This window comes from Tateyamaria sp. LSS28 (assembly GCF_059611725.1).
Window position 1 is genome coordinate 59,207 of sequence record NZ_JCAPFI010000008.1, and the last position, 18,745, is coordinate 77,951.

Annotated in this window: 23 protein-coding genes and 1 other RNA gene; 15 read left to right on the plus strand and 9 right to left on the minus strand. The window is 58.1% G+C overall.

The features are described from left to right. Positions 1–80: 80 nt before the first annotated feature. The 4 genes from AC53L6_RS21180 to AC53L6_RS21195 are packed head-to-tail and all read right to left on the minus strand — an operon-like array spanning position 81 to position 3,187. A complete protein-coding gene (locus tag AC53L6_RS21180) occupies positions 81–1,184 on the minus strand; it encodes a dimethylsulfoniopropionate demethylase (RefSeq protein WP_299749005.1) in 1,104 nt (367 codons plus the stop codon). After that, positions 1,184–1,693, minus strand: coding sequence for a DinB family protein (locus AC53L6_RS21185; protein ID WP_496909283.1), 510 nt, complete (start codon positions 1,691–1,693; stop codon positions 1,184–1,186). The genes AC53L6_RS21180 and AC53L6_RS21185 overlap by 1 nt, the downstream gene beginning before the upstream one ends. Further along, positions 1,690–2,397 (minus strand): DUF1326 domain-containing protein, encoded by a 708-nt coding sequence (locus tag AC53L6_RS21190; RefSeq protein ID WP_299196282.1) that lies wholly within the window; start codon positions 2,395–2,397, stop codon positions 1,690–1,692. Before AC53L6_RS21190 ends, AC53L6_RS21185 begins: the two co-directional genes overlap by 4 nt. A gap of 1 nt (position 2,398) precedes the next feature. After that, on the minus strand, positions 2,399–3,187 hold the full coding sequence (locus AC53L6_RS21195; protein ID WP_496909284.1) for a DUF2182 domain-containing protein: 789 nt from the start codon (positions 3,185–3,187) through the stop codon (positions 2,399–2,401). 69 nt (positions 3,188–3,256) lie between these two features. Between AC53L6_RS21195 and AC53L6_RS21200 the strand changes: the two genes are divergently transcribed. From AC53L6_RS21200 to AC53L6_RS21245, 10 genes are all read left to right on the plus strand, one after another. Beyond that, positions 3,257–4,012 (plus strand): FadR/GntR family transcriptional regulator, encoded by a 756-nt coding sequence (locus AC53L6_RS21200; RefSeq protein ID WP_496909285.1) that lies wholly within the window; start codon positions 3,257–3,259, stop codon positions 4,010–4,012. A 74-nt stretch (positions 4,013–4,086) separates the two neighbouring features. Next, positions 4,087–5,487: a selenium-binding protein SBP56-related protein gene (locus AC53L6_RS21205; RefSeq protein ID WP_299196276.1), complete on the plus strand. Its 1,401-nt coding sequence runs from the start codon at positions 4,087–4,089 to the stop codon at positions 5,485–5,487. Positions 5,488–5,493: 6 nt separating this feature from the next. Next, the gene (locus tag AC53L6_RS21210) at positions 5,494–6,141 is read left to right on the plus strand and encodes a hypothetical protein (protein WP_299702452.1); all 648 of its coding nucleotides are present in this window, start codon (positions 5,494–5,496) and stop codon (positions 6,139–6,141) included. Between the two features lie 62 nt (positions 6,142–6,203). Then, on the plus strand, positions 6,204–6,905 hold the full coding sequence (locus AC53L6_RS21215) for a lysophospholipid acyltransferase family protein (RefSeq protein WP_496909286.1): 702 nt from the start codon (positions 6,204–6,206) through the stop codon (positions 6,903–6,905). Positions 6,906–6,942: 37 nt separating this feature from the next. Beyond that, positions 6,943–7,296, plus strand: a complete 354-nt coding sequence (locus tag AC53L6_RS21220) for a DUF4345 family protein (RefSeq protein WP_496909287.1) — start codon at positions 6,943–6,945, stop codon at positions 7,294–7,296. Positions 7,297–7,373: 77 nt separating this feature from the next. Beyond that, positions 7,374–7,725: a transfer-messenger RNA gene (ssrA, locus tag AC53L6_RS21225) on the plus strand. Positions 7,726–7,824: 99 nt separating this feature from the next. After that, a complete protein-coding gene (locus AC53L6_RS21230; protein ID WP_496909288.1) occupies positions 7,825–8,253 on the plus strand; it encodes a nuclear transport factor 2 family protein in 429 nt (142 codons plus the stop codon). Positions 8,254–8,611: 358 nt separating this feature from the next. After that, on the plus strand, positions 8,612–9,337 hold the full coding sequence (locus AC53L6_RS21235; RefSeq protein ID WP_496909289.1) for a rhodanese-like domain-containing protein: 726 nt from the start codon (positions 8,612–8,614) through the stop codon (positions 9,335–9,337). Beyond that, entirely contained in the window at positions 9,334–10,587 is a 1,254-nt protein-coding gene (chrA, locus tag AC53L6_RS21240) for a chromate efflux transporter (protein ID WP_496909290.1), read from the plus strand. The genes AC53L6_RS21235 and chrA overlap by 4 nt, the downstream gene beginning before the upstream one ends. A gap of 76 nt (positions 10,588–10,663) precedes the next feature. Beyond that, positions 10,664–11,170: an SspB family protein gene (locus AC53L6_RS21245; protein ID WP_299206823.1), complete on the plus strand. Its 507-nt coding sequence runs from the start codon at positions 10,664–10,666 to the stop codon at positions 11,168–11,170. An 8-nt stretch (positions 11,171–11,178) separates the two neighbouring features. Here the strand turns inward: AC53L6_RS21245 and AC53L6_RS21250 are convergent, their stop codons facing one another. Further along, complete coding sequence (locus AC53L6_RS21250; RefSeq protein WP_496909291.1) at positions 11,179–11,748, minus strand: hypothetical protein; 570 nt, start codon at positions 11,746–11,748, stop codon at positions 11,179–11,181. A 178-nt stretch (positions 11,749–11,926) separates the two neighbouring features. Here AC53L6_RS21250 and fumC point away from each other — a divergent pair, with 178 nt between their 5' ends. The 4 genes from fumC to AC53L6_RS21270 are packed head-to-tail and all read left to right on the plus strand — an operon-like array spanning position 11,927 to position 13,945. Beyond that, entirely contained in the window at positions 11,927–13,318 is a 1,392-nt protein-coding gene (gene fumC, locus AC53L6_RS21255; RefSeq protein ID WP_496909292.1) for a class II fumarate hydratase, read from the plus strand. Then, positions 13,315–13,527 carry a DUF4169 family protein gene (locus AC53L6_RS21260; RefSeq protein WP_496909293.1) on the plus strand — a complete coding sequence of 71 codons (213 nt, stop codon included), beginning with the start codon at positions 13,315–13,317 and terminating at the stop codon, positions 13,525–13,527. Before fumC ends, AC53L6_RS21260 begins: the two co-directional genes overlap by 4 nt. A 41-nt stretch (positions 13,528–13,568) precedes the next feature. Beyond that, positions 13,569–13,730, plus strand: a complete 162-nt coding sequence (locus AC53L6_RS21265; protein WP_496909294.1) for a hypothetical protein — start codon at positions 13,569–13,571, stop codon at positions 13,728–13,730. Beyond that, positions 13,727–13,945 (plus strand): ribbon-helix-helix domain-containing protein, encoded by a 219-nt coding sequence (locus tag AC53L6_RS21270; RefSeq protein ID WP_299748966.1) that lies wholly within the window; start codon positions 13,727–13,729, stop codon positions 13,943–13,945. Before AC53L6_RS21265 ends, AC53L6_RS21270 begins: the two co-directional genes overlap by 4 nt. A gap of 126 nt (positions 13,946–14,071) precedes the next feature. On the opposite strand, the gene AC53L6_RS21275 is transcribed toward AC53L6_RS21270, so the two are convergent. From AC53L6_RS21275 to AC53L6_RS21290, 4 genes are all read right to left on the minus strand, one after another. Further along, the gene (locus AC53L6_RS21275) at positions 14,072–14,965 is read right to left on the minus strand and encodes a fructose bisphosphate aldolase (protein ID WP_496909295.1); all 894 of its coding nucleotides are present in this window, start codon (positions 14,963–14,965) and stop codon (positions 14,072–14,074) included. A gap of 85 nt (positions 14,966–15,050) precedes the next feature. Further along, on the minus strand, positions 15,051–16,391 hold the full coding sequence (locus tag AC53L6_RS21280; protein WP_496909296.1) for a cytochrome P450: 1,341 nt from the start codon (positions 16,389–16,391) through the stop codon (positions 15,051–15,053). Next, on the minus strand, positions 16,388–17,608 hold the full coding sequence (locus tag AC53L6_RS21285; protein WP_496909297.1) for a hypothetical protein: 1,221 nt from the start codon (positions 17,606–17,608) through the stop codon (positions 16,388–16,390). The genes AC53L6_RS21280 and AC53L6_RS21285 overlap by 4 nt, the downstream gene beginning before the upstream one ends. Positions 17,609–17,667: 59 nt before the next feature. Then, positions 17,668–18,420: a cytochrome c biogenesis CcdA family protein gene (locus AC53L6_RS21290; RefSeq protein ID WP_299206840.1), complete on the minus strand. Its 753-nt coding sequence runs from the start codon at positions 18,418–18,420 to the stop codon at positions 17,668–17,670. A 93-nt stretch (positions 18,421–18,513) separates the two neighbouring features. Here AC53L6_RS21290 and AC53L6_RS21295 point away from each other — a divergent pair, with 93 nt between their 5' ends. Further along, entirely contained in the window at positions 18,514–18,741 is a 228-nt protein-coding gene (locus AC53L6_RS21295; protein WP_496909298.1) for a sulfurtransferase TusA family protein, read from the plus strand. The last annotated feature ends 4 nt before the right edge of the window (positions 18,742–18,745 follow it).

Consider the following 18,745-nt stretch of genomic DNA (forward strand, 5'->3'; position numbering starts at 1 on the left):
CTCCATTTTTCTGGGGATGATCCCCTGCTTCATCTTGCAAAGTAAACTTCGGGGTCCGGGGCAGCGCCCCGGTTCCACATCTATAACCAGAACGCCTCTTGTACCGTGGCCCGGCGTATCCCATCGAGGGTGTCGACTTCGAGGTCAGTTCCGGGATCCCAATGCGTCATGCGCACCATACCGATGGCCACGTTGGTCTTAAAGTCCGGCGACCATGCAGCCGACGTTACCTGCCCCACGCGTTTGCCACCGGCCAGAAGTGGCCAAGGCCGGTCACAGGTCGGCACCGCATCCCCATGGATAACGATGGGGCGAATTTGCTGAACCGGTCCTTCCTTGGACACGCGCAAAAGCGCATCACGTCCAATACAACCGATAGCCGTCTGGGTGTCGCAGAACCGCCCCAACCCGCACTCATGCGGTGTGTTGTCGTCGGTCATGTCATTGCCATAGCTCAAGAGCCCACCTTCGATCCGCTCAATGGCATTGGGGCAGCCCGCACGGACCTGTAGGTCTTCGCCTGAATTAAACAAAGCGTCCCACAACGGCATGCCAAGCGCGCTGTCTGGCACATAGATTTCGAACCCGCCCTGCTTGGAGTAACCTGAGCGGGCAATGGCTAGGTCCTGCCCCTCGAACTGGAACATGTCGAAGCGGAAAAAGCGGATGTCGCGCACGCGGTCGCCAAACACGCGCTCCAGCAGATCATCGGCCTTGGGCCCCTGGATGGCCAGCGGCGACACGTCCGGCTCATCCACCAGCACGTCCAGGCGGTAGCCGTTAGCGATGCCCTTGACCCAGAGCAGCAGATCGCTGTCAGCAATGGAAATCCACCACCGGTCCTCGCTGAGCTTGACCGCAACAGGATCGTTGAGCATGCCGCCCGTCTCATCCACGATGGGCACGTAGTAGCACTGTCCCGGCAGCATCCGGCGCAGATCGCGCGGTGTCAGCATCTGCATCAGCCGCCCGGCGTCCGGACCGCGAAGTTCGACTTGCCGTTCGACCGAGACGTCCCAGACCTGAACGTGGTCTTTGAGATGGCGGTAATCTGCCTCGACGCTTTCGAACACGGTCGGCAGCAGCATGCGGTTGTAGATGGTGTAGGCTTTGACGCCTGCCGCCTCGACCCCTTCAGAAAAGGGCGTGCGGCGCAGGCGGCGTGACGGAGATATGACGGCCATCAGTCGTCCTTTGGCATGAACACAATATCAGTAACGGGAGCGGTCAGACCGGCGGCCGTCATCATGGCGTGGACCTGACCCCGGTGGTGGGCCTGGTGGGTGAAAAGGTGCACCACGCAGGTTTCAAGCGGCATTTCAAAGTCCCGCTGTAAGGTGCTGGAATGCCAAGACAAATCGCCCTTGAGCGCGACGGTGTCGAGGCGGTCGCCCCAAAGGCGGATCGTCCCGTCCATGCGGAAGCGCTCCGCACTCCAGACCGCGAATGTCGGGGTGAATTCCTTGTGCTGTTCGGGCGGAACCGACGGCGGAGGCAGGTCCGCGTCGAACCGGCTCATCCAGATCGTGTCGCCCCACAGGATGTGGTTGAGCGTCGCCATGACGGACCCGAAGAACGCACCGCGATCCTTGCGCAGGTCCTCGTCCGGCACGCCTGTGAGCATTTCCGTCAGTTGGCGGTTCTGCCAGGCGTTGTAACGGGCCATGGTACGTACATAACCCGCGTCGATCATGGTTTGGGACCTTTCCAGTCGATCGGGCAGATTTCCGCGGATTTGCCGCCGAAGTCCCAGATGCGGCCGTAGTCACGCACCTTGGATTTCACACCGCGGGCTGCGATGATATCCGGCCCCATCCAGTACTTGGAGTTGGTGATCATCACCGGATGATCCTCGGACTTGCCGGTGATCATCTCGATCTCGCCCTGGATCTTGCGCCCGATATAGAGGCCGCGTTTCTTGCCTTCGCGCACGATCTCGACCTTTTCACGCTCGGCGCCCACGATGTCGCTGACCAGCATGGTGAAGAGACCCGTTGTGCCGCCTGCGGCGCCAGAGAAGATCTGCAGGATGCCATTGTAGGCCTTGCCGCTTGCGCGCTCGTCCACATAGGCCGCGACGCGCCAGCCGCCTTCCCCCATACGACCAGGGATATCGACCATCAGGCCGACGTTCAGGCCGCTCAGGTCCTCGCCTTCGAAATGCCCTTCGTCGATGGCAATGGCCATCCACGCGTGGCAATGCCCTTCGGTGGGGGGATGCGCGCCAAGTGAGACGACGCAGGGACAAAAGAGCTCGCACGAACAGTTGAGAAACAGTTCGCCCTTGATAGCCCATTCGGTGGGCGACATCTGCCGCCGGCCCGGGTTGGGCATCCGGCTGTCGATGCGCTGACTGACCGGCAACTTATCCGCGTCGGGGCGTTTTTTCACGGCCATCTTATCCTCCTGAAACAACGGGATATGCGAGCACACCGATACCACCCAGCACCAGTAGAACCCCCATGGGTTTTGTAACAACATGCCCGATCTGGGGCAGTTTTTCGATCACCATAAACAGCGTGGCAAGGCCCATCCACAAAAGGCTCATCACGCCGCCGACAAAGCCAAGGGCCATGAAGCCCCAACAACAGCCCACGCAAAACGCGCCGAGGCCTAGCCCCATGCGCAACCCGCCCGCAAAGCCGGTGCGCCAGTGGCCGAGAAAATAGGTCATGGGGCTATGGCAGACGCCATGGCAGATTTCCTTCGCTCGGGTGAATTGGAACAGACCGACGGCCAGCAGAAGCAGGCCCGCAAATGTGGTGGTCTTGGATATGCCGAGCATGTCAATGATGCCACCATAAAGCAAGACCAGTTGCACAGCCGAGATCAGTGCGGCAAAGGCGACCCAAACCACGAAATAGCCCAGTAGCACACCCAGCCACCCTACCCGCGTGCCGTTCGCCGACACCATCAGGTCCTCGTAGCTGCGCAAGGTCGGCACCAATGTCGGCAACATCATCGCGGCCATCATGATCGCCCACATGGCAAACAGCGGACCAAAATTGGCCATCGGCATGTACATGGGCATGCGCGGGTCCATGGCAGCCATGCGCGCGCCCATATCTCCTGGTCGGCCAAACAGGTCCACGTCCATGGAAAGCGACATGGAATACATGACCCACCACGACGCCAAAATCGCGCCGAAGAACCCCAGCCAGAGGGTCGAACGAACGATGTGCGACATGTGCCCTCCCTGACCTCATGCGACTCAATGCTTGCCAGATTAAATGTCAGACATTAAAATGTATGACAAATGAAAATTGATCCCGACAGCACAGTTGATCTCTCTGCCCAGATTGCCAAGGCGATCCGGGATGCCATTATCGCAGGTGATTTGATTGTGGATCAACGGCTTCCAAGCGAGGCCGAGCTTGCCGATCACTTTGACGTATCCCGGCCCACGGTGCGCGAGGCCCTAAAGCGACTCGCGGCGCAATCGCTGATCAGAACCCAGCGCGGGGCCACGGGCGGCGCTTTCGTGAACCGCCTGCGATTCGAGGATGCTTATGCCCAGCAGGTCACGACCTCGACCCTGCTGCTGTCCATGAATGCTGTCAGTTTCGATGTCGCCTGTGAAGCGCGCTATGCGCTGGAGCGTGCCTGTGCCCCGCTTTCCGCGGAACGCCGTACGCCGGATCATTTGGCGACGATGCGGGCGGAAATTCACCGTCAAGGCCAGCCCGGCCTCACCGACGAGGCGTTTTGTGCCTCCGATGTCACCTTTCACCGGGCATTGGTGGATGGCGCAGGCAACAAGGTACTCAGCTATCAGCTTGCCGGTGCGGTCGAGGCGATGCAGCCTCTTATGAACATGATCACGTTCACCGCCCGGTCGCGCGAAGCGATTGTGGCGCTGCACACGGACATCGCGGACGCGGTCGAGGCTCGGGACGCCGCCAAGATCGACGCGACATTGGTTAAATTAGAAGCCTACACGCGAGAGCTGGCCCATTCGGTCGTCACTGCCCGCGCGCAAAAGGCCGCAGAAAAGGAGCACAAGACCGCCTGATCCTTCCCCCAAAAGTCGCAAAGGCATCCGAGGGGTCGGGCACTGATCGTCAACCATACGTCAGGGAGGACGCTATGAATTTAAGACCAGATCCCACATTTCACCCCTCGCCCAAGATGGCCATGGAAGCCCCGGTTGAGAAATTGGCGTTTACGCTGATGCTCAGCCCTGATGGGACCAAACCCGATGGCCTTGCGGTTGTCGATGTTGATCCCACGAGCGACACTTACAGCCAGATCGTCCATGAGCTTTATGTCCCCAACCTTGGTGACGAGTTTCACCATTTCGGTTGGAATGCCTGTTCTTCGGCGCTCAGCCCCCTCACCGGCCACGCGTTTCTTGAACGCCGTTACCTGATCATTCCTGGCATCCGATCGTCGCGCATCTACATTATTGATGTAAAGGAACCGCTCAAAGCCAAGATCCACAAGATCATCGAACCCGAAGAACTGTTTGAGAAGACGGGCTATTCCCGCCCTCACACCATTCACTGCGGACCCGAGGGCATCTATGTATCGACCCTGGGCGGCGGTGGTGAGGATGGCACCGATGGCCCTCCCGGTATCTTCATCATGGATTGCGAAACCTTCGACATTCTGGGCCGCTACGAGATGGACCGCGGCATTCAGGACAAGCATTACGATTTCTGGTGGAACCTGCCGCGCGACTACATGGTCAGCAGCGAATGGGGCCTCCCGCCGCAGTTTGAAAACGGTGTGGTGCCCGAGGATCTTCTGTCCAACAAATACGGCCACACGATCCACTTCTGGGACCTGCGCGGGCGCAAGGTAACGAAGTCCATCGACCTGGGAGAAAATCACCAGATGGCGCTGGAAATCCGCCCAGCCCACGACCCGGTCAAGGAATATGGGTTCTGTGGCGTGGTGGTTGATACCACCAACCTGCAGGGTGCGATCTTTACCTGGTGGCGGGATGAGGACGGTGAATGGCAGGCCAAGAAGACGATCACCATCGACCCCGTGCCTGCGGACGCGGACGACCTGCCCGATCTCCTCAAAGGCTTTGGTGCGGTGCCACCGCTGGTCACAGACATCGACCTGAGCCTCGATGACAAATACCTCTATGTCGCGTGCTGGGGCCTTGGTGAAATGCACCAATATGACGTGTCCGACCCGATGAACCCGGTCCTTGCTGGCAAGGTCGAAATTGGCGGCATCGTCAAGAAAACCAAGCACCCCAATGGCAAGGACTTTGGATACGGCCCGCAGATGGTCGAGATCAGCCGCGATGGCAAACGCGTCTACTGGACCAACTCGCTTTATTCCACCTGGGATGACCAGTTCTATCCCGGCGAGCGTGGTGCGGCGATGGTCATGGCCCACGTGGGTGAAAATGGCGGACTGACGCTGGATGAAAACTTCTGGACCAAGTTTCCCGAAGGCTACCGCAGCCACCAGATCCGGCTTGAAGGTGGCGACTGTTCGACGGACAGTTTCTGCTACCCATCCGTCTAGATGGACATGACGACGGCGGCGGGCCTCTGGCTCGCCGTCATCCTCTCCGGCCTCTACCACGGCCTGAACCCCGGCATGGGATGGCCACTGGCCGTGTCGTCGGCCCTGTTTGAACGCAGGCGCAGTGCGCTCTGGCCCGCTCTGGGTGCCCTATCGCTCGGTCACTTCGTGGCTATGCTGGGCATTCTGCTGCCGTTTTCGATGATGACATTGCTGATCGATTACCAAGGCGAAATACGCATTGGCGCGGGGCTGATCGTGATCGCGATGGGCGTCTACCTTGCCATCACGCGCAAACATCCCCGTTTCCTTGCGCGCATTCCTCCGCACAAGCTTACGCTGTGGTCTTTCCTTGTCGCACTCGCGCATGGCGCCGCCTTGATGCTGGTGCCGATCTACCTGGGCCTATGTGCAATTGAGGAACTGGATGCGGGTCACCGCGCAGCCTCCGCCTTGATGGCAACGACAGCGCTGGCCCTTGGCGTGGCTGTGCTGCACACCGCTGCCATGATGGGGTCTGGCGGGGCCGTGGCCTATGCCGTGCACCGCTGGTTGGGCCTCAATTTCCTCAAGCGGGGTTGGTTCGACCTCGAGCTTGTCTGGGCACTCAGCCTGATTGTGGTAGGTGGTGTCGGGCTGTGGACCGCGTTCTGAAAAAGGCATTGACCTAGCGGCAACAGACCGCAACTGTCTGAGAAGAGACGTGCGGTACCGGAATGCCCAATATGTTGCGACTGATCGATAGAACATTGGGTAAATGGCTGCGCCACTTTTTCTTTGCCATTGTGCGCACGTATTTTTCGCTGTTCTACAATGTCAGCTGCTCGGGCAAACATCTGCTGCAGGACACGCAAGGCGCATTGATCCTCGCCACCCATGTCAGCCGCTTCGACGGACCGTTGATCGCCGCGATCCTCTATACGACGCAGCGTATCCGGCCCGTTGTGCACTACAAAGAATACTATAACTGGATGCAATGGTTCCCCATGCTCGTGGCCCGTGCGATCCCGGTCAGTTCACCCAAGTCCTGGCCAGCGGAAAAGCGGCAAGCCCAGAAAGAGGCAAGCATGCAACGTATTCTGTCTGCCCTCGACAGTGGCGAAAGCATCCTGCTGTTCCCCTCAGGTCACACACGACAACAGGAACCCGAGGTGATTGCACCACACCTGTCCGGTGCGCAAGACATCCTGCAAGCCAACCCCGATAGCCCCGTCCTGTTGCTCAGGCTCGACGGTTTGGGCCGGTTCCAACCCGCGCGATATGACTATTTCTGGACGTTCATCGGACGCAGCAAGGGGCGTCGCCATATCTCGGTCGACATCAAAACGGTCGATAACCTCGACCCGGGCATCGATCTTGCGGCCTTCAACAAAGATCTTGAGGACCGGTTGAACACACCCATACGCGACAGCTTCTAGACTTGCCTCGGGCCATACTTGGCCCTACGTGCCGCGCATGATCGACATACTGAACATCCTCGCCGCACTCCTGACTATCGCTTTCGGCCTCTTCGGTTTTGTAGCACCGCGGTACACGGCCTCCGCTCTAGACCTTGCGCCGACACACAGCACCATGGGGCTGAGCGAAATGCGCGCCTCTGTGGGCGGGCTTTTTGTGGTGGCGGGGCTCGCTGCCATCTGGATCGATGCACCATTGGCCTATGCAATGATCGGCTTTGCCTTTGCCGGCGCGGCCTTGGGGCGGTGTCTGTCTTTAGTGTTTGACAAACCTCCGGTGAAAAAAGTGTTGATCTTTGGTAGTGTCGAAGCAGCGCTTGCAGGATGGTTTCTGCTCGCTAATCCTTTTTGATCAGAGGCTTACATTCCAAACTTAATGAGCATCATTTCCATTTCCCATTTCAAAAAATTCCCGACCTGAGCCCCTCACAGATTGCAAAAGGTGCGCTCTTCACTTATCTAATCGATGTCCTTCGGGACTATGGACATAAACGCGCTCGTAATAAACGGATCGGACCCGGGGGCGGTACCCGGCGGCTCCACCAAATATCCCTTCGTTTGGGGGATCATGGGGCCGAAATAGGATCGACGGACGTCTAAAGGTGTTAGCTTTGTCTCGGCTGTCTGCCACCGTTACCGGCGAAAACAGTACAATTGCAAACGACAATCGTGCTCCGGTTGCTATGGCTGCGTAAGCAGTCCTAGTCGAACCGACTTTAAGCCCTAGCGCCTAGCCGCGTTAGGCGGGGTTCGCAGGCACCTGGCAACAGAAGCCTGCACTTTCACAAAAATTTTCGTGTTTTCTGAATACCTTCAAGGATTGTTAAGGCCGTGGCGCTATCGCTGTGGTGTTAATAGTCCGATTGAATACGAGGGGCGCATGCCGCACAAGGTCAAGACCCTGCAAGGCTGGTACGACGAGGTGTGGATCAAGGGCGATCTTGACGCGATCCCCAAATTTCTTGCGCCCGACGCCCGCTCGCGCGGGATCATGGGCGATACTCCCTTTTCGATCGAGGACCTCAGCGAGCTTGTGACCTTGGTCCGCGAACTGCTTGGCCCCATCGAAATCACCCTGCCGATCACCATGGAGCAAGACGACTGGCTTTCGGCATTGGTTGAGATCAAAAGTCACTCGGCGGACACGGGTGATCCGGTACATGTCTTCGGGCAAGTGATCGCACGGTTCGAGGGAACGCAGATGGTCGAAGTTTACACGGGCACAGATTCACTGACGCTATTTGAGCAACTCAGCTTACTTCCCGAAAATGCGATGGCTGTCATGCTTGGCGGGACGCGTCTGCGATAGTGGCTGCAAAGTGTTTTGTTCATACCTTCCTGTCAGCACTCCCATTTTCTCCAGTGTCCACACGAGAAACCTACCATTCAGTAAGCTCTGTTGTGCAGTTGACGATCGTATCCCACATCCGGCAGCCATTCTGCTTCGAAATTCCTTTCTGTTGAAACATCCTGAGCCTGCTACCGGTATGTCGACTTCGTTATGGGGTTGTATTTAAATCTGCAAAGCTTCCGGCAATCCAAAGGGTTGACGGACGCGACATCCAAGCGCAATTTTGTCAGTGGGGCCAACGCGACTGCCCCATCAGGCTGAACATCCTTACTGGCCCAAACGTCGCATCCTTTTGTTGTGCTCAAAGGATGCTGCAATGGACCATTCGTATTACTCCATATCTGCGTTTGAACTACTGACTTTGTTGGGAACAGACAAGGCGCCGTGCCTGATCGACGTATGCCTAACCGAAGACATTAAAGCTGAACCGTGGCGTCTGCCTGGCGCGCAACATGTCCAGCACCGCGACGTCCAGCTGTGGGGTGCTGCACATGCCCGAGACAGACCAGTCATCACTATTTGCCAAAAGGGTTTGAAGCTGTCGCATGGCGCCGCAGCCCAATTGCGCAGCATGGGCTTTGACGCACGAGCACTGACAGGCGGGAACCGCGCATGGTGTACCGCCAATTATCCACGCATTGCGTTGAGCGACTCTCCTGCACCGGGAACATCATGGGTTTTGCATGCGACCCGCGACGCACATGCGTGTATTGCTGCTTGGGTGATCCTTCGCTGGTATGACCCCCGCGCCATACTGATGTGGGTGGCCTCCGAACATGTGCAGGATGTTGCCGCGCGCTTTGAGGCATATGCTCTGCCAGAAACCCCTCTTGCTCAGAGCTTCGCCGCAACCGGCCTCAGGTATCCTGATCTTTTGGATTTTGTCACATCCGTTGATACTCTGACAAATCCCGTCACATCACTGCTTGGCGTGTTGCCCAATCTTCATGAAAGTGATGAAGACTTGATACACGCCGCCCTGCCGTTTCTTGACGCGGCCTGGCTGCTACATCGCCAATCCAATCGGCAGGAGGTCGCATGAGGGAACAGAGCTGGTCCCGGCTGATCCAGATCTTCGGACGCATCGGTTTGCTGTCTTTCGGTGGGCCTGCAGCACAAATTGCATTGATGCACGACACACTCGTTTCGCGCGAAAAGTGGTTGACCGAGGATCAGTACCTGCGCGCCCTGTCGCTCTGCATGCTGCTGCCGGGACCCGAGGCAATGCAATTGGCCACATATGCGGGCTGGCGGTTGCGCGGTGTGGCGGGAGGGCTGCTTGCCGGATTGCTTTTTGTCATTCCGGGGGCCGCCGTGATCCTTGTTCTCGCACTCGCCTATATTCGCTTTGGCGATATCCCTATGGTGCAGGCCGCGTTCCTTGGCATCAAGGCGGCTGTCATCGTCATCGTGTTGCAGGCACTTATGCGGCTGAGACAAAAGGCACTGAACGGCCTTATCGCGTGGGGCCTTGCTGGCGCGGCCTTTGTTGCGTTGTTCGTGTTTGGTGCCCCTTTCCCTTTGGTCGTGATTGGCGCGGGCTTGGTTGGCGCGTTGCGTGCCGATGGTGCGGCCGCCGTGACAAACCCCGCTCCGGTCAGGACCCAAACTGCGCGCACCATCGCGGTTTTCGGGACACTCTGGCTCGCGCCGCTTGTTGCGCTATGGCTCACTGCCCAGAGTTTCCTGCTCGAAATCGGCCTGTTCTTTTCCAAACTTGCGGTCGTGACGTTTGGCGGGGCTTACGCGGTGCTCGCCTATATGACCCAGCAAGTCGTCCAGGATCACGGCTGGATTACAACCGGGCAGATGATAGACGCCCTGGGGCTTGCAGAAACCACACCCGGCCCACTGATCCTTGTAACCGAGTTCGTGGCACTGCTTGCGGGCTACGCTCAGGGCGGTCTGACACTTGCCCTCGCGGCAGGCGCGCTGACGCTGTGGGTGACTTTTGTGCCGTGCTTTCTCTGGATCTTTATGGCTGGACCATATCTGGATCACATCGCCACACGGCCCCGGCTGTCGGCCGCGTTGCAGGGTATCACGGCTGCCGTGGTCGGCGTCATCCTGAACTTGTCGGTCTGGTTTGCGTTGCATGTCGTGTTTGCAGATGTCGGCACAGCCAAGATAGGCGCCCTGCCCGTCGCAGACCCTTCGACCCTCAATCCTTGGGCGATCGGCCTGACAGTTGCCGCAGGGCTTTTGATGCTGCGCTTGCGCGTCAGTTTGCTGGCGACATTGGCGATCATGGCGGCGTCAGGTTGCGCACTTTCACTTTTGGGGCTGGTTTAATCCCATTGAACGCGCGCCACCTCTTCCCTCTGCGTTAAATTGGGATATGGTTGATACACGCAGCACGAGGATCACCATGAGCCGGAGCATTGATTACGGCAACCTGATGCACGAGGCCATGCGCGGCCTTATCCGGAAGGTGTTGACGGATGTTGCCCAGAACGGGCTACCCGGCACACATCATTTCTTCATTACCTTCGACACAAGCCACCCAGACGCCGAGCTGGCCGACTGGCTGAGTGATCGCTACCCGGGCGAAATGACGGTGGTGATGCAGCACTGGTATGACAAACTTGATGTCGGGGCCGAGGGCTTTGCCGTGACACTGAACTTCGGCGATGCCCCGGAACCCCTGTACATACCCTACGATGCGATCAAGACCTTTGTAGATCCGTCGGTCGAATTTGGGCTCCGCTTTGAGACCCAAGGCGAGGACGAAGACGAAACCGCGCCAGCGACACCGCCGGAAATCTTACCAAGCCGCGCACCCGCTGCCCCCAAACCAGCGCTTGAAGACAAAGCGAAGGCTGACGATGAGGGCAAAGATGCCGACATCGTGTCTCTCGACAGTTTCAGGAAGTAACCCGGCAATCAGTCCCGGGTCAGGAATGTTTCCACTGCACGCAGGATTTCCCCGTCCTGGATGTTCTGGAAGTTCAAGTCCAATCCGCCTTCAGTCAATGTGCGGTCATATTGCTGCAGGCTGTAACCACCATCGGTGCTCACGAACAGGGAATAGACCGTCAGCGTCTCTGCATCGATGCGCGCCCAAACATAGGGTTCGCCTTTCATCGGGTCGAGTTGCACTTCATGACCAAAAACGTTCTTTCTTTGAGCCGCTGCATAGACTTCGCCTCGACCGCTTGGCACAAAATCGATGGAATATGATTTTTCTGACTGCTTACCGGATGCTCTACGCGTGACCGATGTCCACGTGACAGTGAACCCGTATTTCGTCGTATTGATCTTTACGCTCATATCGCGGGGAATCTTTGTTCCGTCCGCTTGAATAACATCGGCACTGCCCGAGTATTCACCGACAAACGGTGCAATATCCGCCCGTACAGGTGCCCCAAGTGCGAGCATGGTAAAGCCTAGTGCAAAGAGGGCAGCAAAAAAGGGCCGCGTCGAGCCGCCAACAAGTGCGCGTGAGACATTCATGAGGTGGTCCTTTTTCCTCCTGTTTCCCCAGATATAGGAACGCTCGCACACGGATGCACCCTCGGTTCGCCAATGTGTGATGACATCATCCATGATCCAGCGCACCAGTCCTTGTCTGCGCTGCCCTTGGCCGGTAGATGCATGACATCACGACGACACGCGTAAAAGGAGCCGCCCCATGGCCGACACCCGCACTGAATCCGACAGCTTTGGTCCGCTGGAGGTTCCAGCCGACAAGTATTGGGGTGCGCAAACGCAACGCTCCATCATGAACTTCCCGATCGGTTGGGAAAAGCAGCCTGTGGCCTTGGTGCGTGCACTTGGTGTGATCAAGAAGGCCTGCGCCATGCAGAACAAGGCGCAGGGCACGCTTGACGCAAAGCTGGCCGATGCAATCATCGAGGCGGCGGGCGAAGTCGTTGCGGGCAAGCTGGATGACAACTTTCCGCTGGTGGTCTGGCAGACCGGGTCTGGCACGCAATCGAACATGAATGCCAACGAGGTGATCGCGAACCGTGCTATCGAAATTCTGGGTGGTGTAATCGGCTCAAAGGACCCGGTGCACCCCAACGATCACTGCAATATGGGCCAATCGTCGAACGACACATTTCCGACGGCCATGCACATTTCGACCGCCATGACAGCGCGCGACGTGCTTTTGCCGGGTCTTGAGAAACTGCACACGGCCCTTGAAGCAAAAATCACGCAGTTCGATGGGATCATCAAGATCGGTCGAACCCATACGCAGGACGCAACCCCGCTTACGCTTAGCCAGGAATTCTCGGGCTACAGCCATCAGGTCGCCATGGGCATTCAGCGGGTCAAAGACGCGCTGGGCCGCATCTACGAATTGGCGCAAGGCGGCACAGCCGTTGGAACTGGCCTGAACACCAAGGTCGGCTGGGCCGAGGCGGTCGCGGGCCACATGGCCGACATCACCGGCCTGCCCTTTGTCACCGCCCCCAACAAGTTCGAGGCGCTGGCAGCCCATGATGCCATGGTCGAAATGTCCGGCGCACTGAAGACGGTTGCAGCCTCGCTCTTCAAGATCGCCAATGACATTCGGCTGCTTGGCTCCGGCCCCCGCTGCGGTCTGGGGGAGTTGGTTCTGCCCGAGAACGAGCCCGGCTCGTCCATAATGCCGGGTAAGGTGAACCCGACCCAGTGCGAGGCACTGACTCAGGTTTGCGCACACGTCATGGGCAATGACGCAGCAGTAGGTTTTGCCGGGTCGCAGGGACATTTCGAACTGAACGTCTACAAGCCGATGATGGCCTATAATGTGCTGCAATCCATGCAGTTGCTTGGAGACGCCTGTTCCGCCTTCACGGACAATCTGGTGGATGGGCTGCAGGCGGACGAAGTGCGCATTGACAAGCTGATGCGCGAGTCGCTGATGCTGGTCACCGCGCTGGCGCCCGAGATCGGCTATGACAACGCAACGAAGGTTGCCAAGACCGCACACAAGAACGGCACAACGCTGATAGAAGAAGCCGTGAAACTTGGCTTTGTCACCGAAGAACGGTTCAACGAGGTGGTGCGCCCCGAAAACATGATCGGCCCCAAGTGAGCACACCGATCAACCTAAACAAGGTTCGCAAGACCCATGCGCGCGCTGAGAAGAAGGCGCGCGCCGACGCCAATGCGGTCACATTTGGGCTGACCAAAGCGGAAAAGGATCGCGCAAAGCGGGAAAACTCCCGGTCTGCGCGAGAATTGGACGGCAAAGCCGCCGAAACGTCCCCGTATGGTGCGAATGGGAACGACAAAAAGCCATAAATCTTAGTCAAGTTAGCGGCGTTGAGAGTTATAGGTGTTTCATGACACAGACCGATGACACAGCCGTGCGCGACCGTATCCGCGCCCTGCGCCGCGCGCGCCGTTACATTCGTGCCAACCAGGGATCTTTGGCGCGTCTGCTGAACACATATGAGCGTATTGCCGAACTCGACCCGTCACGGCGGTTCTGGGCAGAGCAGTGAGCACCCGGCCACAGAAGCACTCCCTCACCCTCAAGGGCCATCGCACCAGCGTGTCATTGGAACCCGAGTTCTGGAACGCCTTCCGCATGATTGCTGAAGAAGATCGGCGCCCAATCAATGACTTGGCAGCCGAAATTGATGCAAATCGCGGCACCGATGTCGGACTGGCGTCAGCCATTCGGGTCTATGTGCTCAAACGGTGGATGGATCGCTAAGCACGGACCATCACAACAGATCGGCTTGCTGCTGCGTCCAGCATTGCAACGCCATACAGTCAAACAACGTGTAAACCCGCCCTCCTCAAAAGAGAACGGGTTCGAAATGTTTAGTCGTTGATCAAACTAAGCGATGGATGCTTCGAAAATCTGATTGATGTTTCCGCCAAGCGCGGCGTGGAACCCGTCATCAGTCATGTCGCGCTGCAACCCTTCCGTCAGGGCGCGGCTAAAGCTCGCGATCATTTTGTGGTTCTGGGCAAGCCGCACACTGGCATCCTGCGTCGAATATCCACCAGACAGCGCCACGACCCGCTGTACACGCGGATGATCCGCCAACGCATCATAGATACCGGGTTGCTCGGGTAAGGTCAGCTTCAGCATGATGTCCTGGCCGTCGCCCAACGCCTCCGTCTGTGCCATCAGGGCATCAGCCAGCATCGCTTCGGCCTCGGCCTTGGTCTTGGAATGAATGTTCACCTCCGGCTCGATGATCGGGACCATACCAGCGGAAATAACCTCATGCGCGACGTCGAACTGGTTTGCGACTATCGCCTTGATCCCATCCACATTGGCCCCGTGGATCACGGACCGTTCCTTGGTGCCGTAGATGCCCATCGCCTTGGCCGCCGTCAGCGTGTCCGCCAGCCCCGGAATGGGCTTGAGCAATTGAACACCGTCGGCCTCGTCCTGCAGCCCCTTGTCGATCTTCAGAAATGGCACCACGCCACGCTTGTCCCATAGGTACGATGGCACCGCCTGCCCTTCGATCTGTTCGTGCAGTGTTTTTTCGAACAGGATTGCGCCAATGACCTTGGCGCTTGTGAAATCCGGGCTCAGGATGATGCGTTCCCGCATTTTCTGGATCTCGCCAAACATTTCGTCTTCGGACCCATAGTCCGAAGCATCCACCCCATACAGCGCAAGCGCCTTTGGCGTGGACCCGCCAGACTGGTCCAAGGCAGCGATAAAGCCGCTTCCGTTTTCCATCTGGTCCTGCATCTTGGCAAAGTCGGTCATACCGTGCTCCAAAGTCATGACTTCAATTGCCCCAGACCTAACGCATTAACGCCGTGCAAGAAATCCCGCCAAGCCCCTGTTTGCGCTATCTTTTGCCGATATGAAGCCAGATTCCGTCTTTTGCACGAACGGTCAGGTGTGCCACAGGTACGGGCGCCCGTCCCTCCACGCATGATACCGTAACATCGCGCAGCAACCGCGCCAGAATCAGCGGACCTTCGACCATGGCAAATCCGGCGCCCGTACAAACCCGTGCGCCAGCAGAAAATGGAATGTAGGCATCACGCCCACATGTCTTGCCGTTTTCGGTTTGCCATCGACCTGGGTCAAACTCGTCTGGGCGCTCCCACAACCGCTCGTGACGGTGCAAATGCCACGGACTCAGCACCAGCTGACTGCCCTGCGGCACCTCACGATCCCGGAACTTTTCAGGACAAGCCGCCTCGCGCACCATCATCGGGACAGGTGGATACAAGCGAAGCGTCTCGCGGAACACGTCTCGGGTCACCGGCAGTTTTGACATCACGGCGAAATCGCAGTCTGCCAGAGCCGTCGCCTCTGCAGCCACTTTTTCTTGCCACTCCGGGTAAAGAGCCATCAGATACAGCGCCCATGCCAGCGCGGATGCACTGGTTTCGTGACCCGCCAAGAAAAAGATCGCAACCTGGTCCACCATTTCTTCGGGGGAAAAGGTCTCGCCTGTTTCGGGATCATGTGTCGTCATGATCTTGGTCGCCAGATCATCAGGCGCGGTGCCGTCGGCAATCTCTTGTGCTCGCTGAATAACCAACTTGGCAATCAACGCCCGAATACGCGCCGCGCTGGCTCTTGTGTCGCGGCGAAACAGCCGTGGCATCCAACGCGGCAATGGGACAAAGGCGGCAAGGTTCAGAATTGGCTGGCTGCGCTGATAAGCGCGGAACTCGTGAAACACTGCGCTGGCCAACGCGTCCTCGATCGGAATGGAGAAGAGCGTGCGGAAGATGACATCAGCCGCCGCATGACTGGTCTGTTCTTCGATCTCAATCACGCCCTCGGACATACGACTGGCGGCGGCCTCCGAAGCATCCCACATGGCCGGGAACGTCTCGCGCAGGCGCCCGCCTTCAAACGCCGGATCAATAATGCGCCGCTGTCGTTTCCATGTCTCTCCATTGGTCAGAAACACTGAATTCCCAAGTAAAGGGCGCAGGCCCTCACTTACACGGTCAGACTTTGGAAAGTCCTCCGGCCGGTCCTTAAGGACCGTTTTCACCAACTCCGGTTGGTTCATCAGGTAACTGCGAAAAAACGGCGTCCGAAACTCGGCCATCCACGCGCGGTACAGACGTGCAGGCTGGGCCGATAGGATGTCCTGTCGAAAGAGCTGCATGTAGCGCCACAGCGACACACGGTCCGGGCGGCTGGGGGGCTTGGGTGGGATCATGCAGCGACTGACGTGTACTTGGACACTGCGTGGTCTATGCGCGACTTTGAAGGTGGGCGATCTGCGTATCGATCCGCCAATGTCAGCGGCCCCGCCGTGATCCGGAAATAATCATAATCCTTGGGCCGGTCGAAGGCACAGAGATATTGAAAATGCAGCCGGAAGAAACGCCAGCGCAATTCTTTCCAGCGCGCCGGACTTAGGCTTTGGGTGAAGGCGGCAGAGAACACCAGCGGCCAGCGCTTGTTCTTGGGTGCAACACCCGAGACCGATACGGGATCACACAGCGCAAAGGCGCATCCGTCGCCCGGGGCTGTCACATCGACCCATGTCAATGCGTCCTGCACCGACAGAAATTGAAGATCGGCACGCAGGCGGTGTGCGTCCGGCAAGAAGGAAACCATGGGCACCACCTGCCCTAAGGACAGGAATGCCAGTGCAGGTCCATTGGCGGGCACCTGCCCCGCCCGGATCAGGTCTGCCAGGATCGAAACGGCCAGATGGGCACCGGATGAATGACCAACGATCAGCACTTCGTCGACGTCTTCTGACAAGGCCGCCGCTATACTGCTCCGGAAGTCGCGCATGCGTTCTTCCAATGCGGGTGGGTTCGCCCCTTTGGATGCAGCGGAATAGGCATAGTCATGCATGAGGTAGTAGGCAAAAATCTTGCCATCCTTGGACTTGAACCAACGCAATAGAGTGATGCAAGCCGCGGCGCCAAGAAGCAGCCCCCCCCATGAGCCAACGGAGCCAAATACCGCGCCAGCGCGCCACAGGGCATACCAGAGAGCGAAAGCCAGCAAGGCTTGTCCCAGCAACATGCCAACGGGGTACAAGGCGGCAATCACGGGCCCTTTCCGCAGTCGCATCAAGCGGCGCAACGCGCCGGAGGCAATGTAGGTCCACGCCGTACGCATCAATTGCAAATATGTGCCGGGTATCGAAGCCTCCATTGAGCCACGCACAATGTCGGACCAGACCAGAACCTCAATATCCGCATGCACATTGCTGCCATCCATCTCAGCATCGACCTGCCAGCCATAATGTTCAGATTTGGGTGCCGGACGCAGTGCAATCTGGTAGCCCGAGATATCCGCCTGTGCCGCCCCTTCCTTGCGATAGAGTTCGCGGTAGCGGCGGGGATGAATCGGATCATATCCCGGAATGTAGAACACCCGGCGACGCGAGACGGATTTTGGATGCGGCCTGCTCATTCATGCACCTTTTGGTGCAACCTAGCGCGCTTCTACGGCCAAAGTAAGGCTGTGACTGCTTAGCCCAATGTGGCGAGTGCCGGGAACTGCTCGAGCAACCAGAACGAAAACCGGGTGAACAGTCCAAACAGCATCGCAGCACCGACCAGCAACAGCAGTCCGCCCATAACCTTTTCGATCAAGGCCATGTGTCGCTTGATCCTGTTCATGAAGCCCATCGCCCGGCTCATGAACATTGCGGCCAACAGGAACGGAATACCCAGGCCGGCCGCGTATATGCCAAGCAAGAATGTACCGCGTGTGACCGAGGCTTCAGATGCTGCAAGGGTCAGAATGGCACCCAATTGCGGACCGATACACGGTGTCCAGCCGAATGCGAAAGCCAATCCAAGGATATACGCACCAAACGACGACCCACCCTGATCTCCCGCATCCATCCGCGCCTCACGGTCAAGGAATGGAATGCGGAACACACCCAGAAAATGCAGGCCAAAGACCATGATCACGGCACCGGATATCTGGGCGAAGAGTATCTGGTTCTGCAAAAAGAACGCGCCAAAGGCTGACGCGGCAAAGCCGAGAATGATGAAGACAGTCGATAGGCCAAGCACAAAGAACAAAGCGGTGACAGTGGCACGGCTGCGGCCTGACTGGCCTTCTGACATCTCTCCGACAGTCATGCCCGACATGTATGCCAGATACGGCGGCACAATGGGCAGCACACAGGGGCTGAGAAAGCTGATGATGCCTGCCAGAAGCGCAACGCTCATGGCAGGGATCAGGCTTGCGTCGATGATATCGATTCCGAACATATCACCCACCTAACCGTCCTTACCCCGCACGTCACCTGCGACACGGTCACATGTCTGTGGACAGGATGTAACATCGCGCCTATTTCGGCTTTTATGAATGACGCACACGAACTAGATGCGGTCGGGCTACTATGCCCCTTGCCCGTGCTCAAGGCACGCAAGCGCCTGCAAAAGCTTTCCTCCGGTGACTTGCTGATCATCGCCGCTGATGATCCTGCGGCCGTGGTGGACGTGCCCCATTTCTGCACTGAAGCGGGTCACATACTTGTCTCAGCAGACACCAGCGGTCCGATCCAGCGTTACACGATCCGCAAAGGATAAGGGC